At 54.0% G+C, this 4,264-nt stretch carries 6 protein-coding genes; 5 read left to right on the top strand and 1 reads right to left on the bottom strand.

From position 1 onward, the window contains the following. From AC1DH9_RS23920 to AC1DH9_RS23910, 3 genes are all read left to right on the top strand, one after another. A partial coding sequence (locus AC1DH9_RS23920; RefSeq protein ID WP_477808893.1) for an EAL domain-containing response regulator occupies positions 1 to 1,227 on the top strand: 1,227 nt, incomplete at its 5' end. 53 nt (positions 1,228 to 1,280) lie between these two features. Continuing rightward, positions 1,281 to 1,805, top strand: coding sequence for a hypothetical protein (locus AC1DH9_RS23915; RefSeq protein WP_427545371.1), 525 nt, complete (start codon positions 1,281 to 1,283; stop codon positions 1,803 to 1,805). Between the two features lie 727 nt (positions 1,806 to 2,532). Beyond that, complete coding sequence (locus tag AC1DH9_RS23910; RefSeq protein WP_477808892.1) at positions 2,533 to 3,093, top strand: lipid-binding SYLF domain-containing protein; 561 nt, start codon at positions 2,533 to 2,535, stop codon at positions 3,091 to 3,093. 34 nt (positions 3,094 to 3,127) lie between these two features. Here the strand turns inward: AC1DH9_RS23910 and AC1DH9_RS23905 are convergent, their stop codons facing one another. Beyond that, positions 3,128 to 3,337 carry a hypothetical protein gene (locus AC1DH9_RS23905; RefSeq protein WP_427545375.1) on the bottom strand — a complete coding sequence of 70 codons (210 nt, stop codon included), beginning with the start codon at positions 3,335 to 3,337 and terminating at the stop codon, positions 3,128 to 3,130. Between the two features lie 288 nt (positions 3,338 to 3,625). Here AC1DH9_RS23905 and AC1DH9_RS23900 point away from each other — a divergent pair, with 288 nt between their 5' ends. Both AC1DH9_RS23900 and AC1DH9_RS23895 read left to right on the top strand, forming a co-directional pair. Continuing rightward, positions 3,626 to 3,784: a DUF3309 family protein gene (locus AC1DH9_RS23900; protein ID WP_081013818.1), complete on the top strand. Its 159-nt coding sequence runs from the start codon at positions 3,626 to 3,628 to the stop codon at positions 3,782 to 3,784. 221 nt (positions 3,785 to 4,005) lie between these two features. Continuing rightward, positions 4,006 to 4,221 (top strand): glycine zipper 2TM domain-containing protein, encoded by a 216-nt coding sequence (locus AC1DH9_RS23895; RefSeq protein WP_427545377.1) that lies wholly within the window; start codon positions 4,006 to 4,008, stop codon positions 4,219 to 4,221. Positions 4,222 to 4,264 lie beyond the last annotated feature (43 nt).

Here is a 4,264-nt window from a genome sequence, read left to right as displayed (position 1 = left end):
TCCATGATGCCCACTCTTCCATTACGCGTTCTGGTCCTTGAGGATCATCCCTTCCAACGTTCCGTAGCACTCAACATGCTTCGGCAATTGGGCTGCCAAGAGGTTTTTGCCGCCGCGGACAGTGCGCAAGCGCTGGCCATTCTCGAGCGGGTGGGGCCGGTCGACATCGCGTTGTGCGACCTGCGGATGGAAGGCATGGACGGTCTGGAGTTTTTGCAGCACGCAGGACCATCCGGTCTTGTGGGATCGATCATTATCAGCAGTTCGCTGTCGGTGGATTTGCGTCGTTCCGTACGGCGGATCATTGCAATGTCGGGGATGGTGATGCTTGGCGATGTCGGCAAGCCCTTGCGGTTCGACGCGTTGCAGGAGCTGTTGGCAAAACACTTGGGTGAGCCGCAGAGCGCGCGACCGTTGCAGCCGGCAACGGCTCTGGCCAGTCATGAGGATATGCATCGGGCGTTTGACGATCAGCAACTTCACGCTTATTTCCAGCCGAAATTCGACCTGCTGACTGACCGGGTTCAAGGGGTCGAGGTTCTGGCGCGATGGCATCATCCCGTCAAAGGCATGTTGCCGCCATCGGTGTTCATGCCCGCCATGGAGCAGTGCGGGCTGATGGATGAACTGTTGTTCCTGCTATTGCATCAAGGGTTGAGCCTGCAGCGACAGGCCATGGAGCAGGGTGATCGTCTCAACGTCGCCTTCAATTTGCAGCCTGCGCAACTGACCAGTCCTGAGTTTGTTTCGAGGATCAAAACGATTCTGGCTGTTCATGGTGCATCGGGTTCCGACCTGACTTTCGAACTGATCGAAAGCGGTTTGCTGGAAGAGCCTGCGACCGCCATGGAATGTCTGGTGCGTTTGCGGATGATGGGCTGTCGGCTCTCCATTGATGACTTCGGCACAGGATTTTCGTCGTTGCAGCGCCTGTGTCAGCTGCCTTTCAACGAGATCAAACTGGATGGCGAGTTTATTCGCACTCTGGAGTACGAGCCACGTTGTCGAGCGATCATCAGCAGCATCCTGACCCTGGGTGAATCCCTGGGCATGTCGGTAGTGGTCGAAGGCATCGAGACCGAAGAGCAGCGCCAGGAGCTGATAGCGCTCGGGTGTACCCAAGGGCAAGGCTATCTCTGCGCACGGCCGATGAGTAGCGAGGACTTATTGAATTGGCTGGATGCACGGCGTATCGCGTGCGCTGACGGTACGCGCGTAAGTTATTGAAGTGGCGATCATCTGATCATTTCTGTGAAAAGTATCGAACTAGGTGAGACGGGATGCAACTGCACAAAAAGTTTTATCAAACTATCAGCCTAATCGCCCTGGGACTGTTCTTGCTGGGGTGCTCAGATAAAGCAAATACGCCTGAGGCCACTGTAAAACAACTGGCCGACTGGTATCTCAAAGAAGGCCTAAAGGATGGCTACCCCGCCTTGTTGAAAGTCGATGATGCCAAGCCACTGTTTGACTCGGCCATTATTCGTCTGTTGGGTAAAGCAGAAATCGAACGTGACAGGCAAATCAAAGCTCATCCCGAAGACAAGCCTCCTTTTGTCGACAACATGCTCATCACCGGTTTTCAAGATCGGGTTGATCAGTATCGGATTACAGAAACCCGTCAGTGGGGGGAGATCGCACAATCACAGCTGGCCTGGAGCACGCTGCGCGACAGCACCTTCAACGGCACCAAAGTGTTGTTACGCAAAACGCCGGAAGGYTGGCGCATCACCGACATAATCTACGATGAAAATTACCCAGCAAACCGCCTGACCGAGGCGTTAAATATCGATATCGATCACTAAAGTGCTTGGTGATGGCGGATTGAGTTTGTGGTTTCAATAAAAGTTTCAAATCGTTACGAGAGAGGGCGTGGGAAATTCCCTACAGATGCTGACGGAAAGATAAGTGAGGGTAAGGCCGGCGGTTTTCAGAGGCAGAGGGTGGGGCATTGTCTAGCTCCTTGACTGTTGGGAGCCACTACATGTCATGTAGGGCACTGTTGCACCCTTGATTGTTTCGGGTTCTCACACCCGGTCACTGAACATTCAGCGACACGGAAACGATAGAGACCCGGTGCCAAGCGCGCAAGCCGACGGATTCTGGCGCAGGTGTAGGTCACAACGCAAGGCCGCGTAGCCCTCGACTGACACTGCGCCRCTTGGCATAAACACACGAAACCCTGTGGGAGCGAGCCTGCTCGCGATAACGTCGGCAAATCCAACATCGAAGCGACCTGATACACCGCCATCGCGAGCAGGCTCGCTCCCACAGGGATCTCCACTGTCTTGAGAGTGTTGATCATTTCTACAACACCCGCTTATGGCGCCGCCCGCTAGTGGCCTCATCCGCTCATCCAGAGCGGAATTCGCGCTGGCTGCGCCACGATTGAAGCCTTTCAGCGGCTGGCAGTGTGCGCTAGCGAACAGACATGGCCCAGTCGCTACGACACTCTAATGAGCAGTCGCGGCTACCCATCCTGCTGGTTATCGGCTTGCCGCATCGTGTGTATCGCTGCATTGGAGTACAACCATGACAACTTCATTACGCTCACTGCTGTTTATCGCCCTCACAACCCTGTCTCTGGCTTCAACAGGTTTGCTCAATACCGCAAGCGCCGCAACGGCTGCGGACCTGGAACAGGATTCGCGGCATRCCTTGCAGATCCTCTACAAAGCCAATCCGGTGGCCGAGACCATGTCGCGTACTGCCAAGGCAGTGCTCGTATTCCCTAAAGTTATCAAGGCGGGTCTGGTATTTGGTGGCAGTTTTGGCGAGGGGGTCATGTTCAGCGGTTCGAAAGTAGACAATTACTACAACACCGTGTCCGGTTCATGGGGCTTGCAGGCGGGGGCCCAGTCTTATGCTTACGCCGTGTTCCTGATGACTGACAAAGCGGTCAAGTATGTACGTGAGACCAAAGGCTGGGAAGTTGGCGTRGGCCCGACGGTTGTTGTGGTTGATGAAGGGGTGGCGAAAAATCTGTCGAGCTCGACATTGAAAGACGATGCTTATGCGTTTGTCTTTGGCCAGCAAGGCTTGATGGCGGGCGTCAGTATTGAAGGCACCAAGATTTCGCTGATCAAACGATAAGCCCGACCACGTAGCTCTGGGTTAGAGAGGCTGCCTAAGGCAGTCTCTCCCAGACTTCCGTATTGGCTAATTCGCTGTCGGTCGCGTGTTTTGCGTGGCCGTTTATAGGGTTCAGTTCATAACTACCGGCAGCGTCATAGGCAGCCAAATAGCGTACGCCACTTAATTTGTGGAGGTAGCGCATCAAGGGATGACACTGTGCATTAATACGCTGTACCAGGGCGGATTCGGTCATTGTGTTCATGGTGTTACCTGCTGCAGCGAAGGCTGCTCTGTGGTTATTTTTATTCTGCACCTGATCGTCGCAACGTTCTGTACGCCATCACACACTGGGTAATCTAAATAACGCAAAAAATGTTGCACAAGCGGAATAACAAAGAGCGTGCCTTTGATCAATTAAACACTGGCGATATGTGTGTTGCCGTACAGACTGTACCGGATACGTGTGCCAAGTTGATAGCCTGCAACGCGCAGATCAAGGCCTCACTGCCTGCACAACATCCACCTACTTGCAGACTCAAGGAGAAAAGCCATGAGCTTGGGAACCATACTGTTGATCCTGCTGATTTTGCTGCTGGTTGGCGCTATTCCGACTTGGCCGCACAGCCGAAGCTGGGGCTATGCGCCGAGCGGTTTGTTAGGCGTGGTCGTAATTGTCCTGGTTGTATTGCTTTTATTAGGGAGAATATGACGTCGATCGACAAATAATACGGCGCTCAATGAGTGGTTGCGGTGAATAGTGGGGAGGTATTCGCCGCGGGCGCGGGCGACAGCATTAACATCGACTACTTTCTGCCATCAACCTGTTAATAAAACAAACAGCTCTCCGTGCACTAGCGCACAGACCACTCCGGCCACTACACGCACTCTGAGTGTCAGGCAGATTGCTGCCAGTCATTTTCCGGAGAAAACATGAAAACCTTCCAGAAGTTCACGCTCGGCGCCTTAACGGTAGCCGTGCTCATCAGTTTGAGTGGTTGTCCCACTATGTCGACACAAGGGCGTAACACGGCCATTGGTGCTGGCGTCGGTGCTGTCGGTGGGGCCGTTCTGACCGGAGGCAGCGCCTTGGGCACTGTCGGCGGTGCGGCTGTTGGCGGAGTCATTGGTCACGAAATAAAAAAGTAACTACGCCACGTAACAAAGTGCAGTCATTCATGTTAGTACGATC

Source organism: Pseudomonas sp. 05T35 (assembly GCF_056396605.1).
Note: the sequence above shows the minus strand (reverse complement) of the source record. Positions and strands in the feature narration are given on the sequence as shown.

Excerpts from the sequence above, each read along its gene's own strand:
- AC1DH9_RS23905 (WP_427545375.1), bottom strand. The coding sequence starts at position 3,337 with ATGAACACAATGACCGAATCCGCCCTGGTACAGCGTATTAATGCACAG.
- AC1DH9_RS23900 (WP_081013818.1), top strand. The coding sequence starts at position 3,626 with ATGAGCTTGGGAACCATACTGTTGATCCTGCTGATTTTGCTGCTGGTT.
- AC1DH9_RS23895 (WP_427545377.1), top strand. The coding sequence starts at position 4,006 with ATGAAAACCTTCCAGAAGTTCACGCTCGGCGCCTTAACGGTAGCCGTG.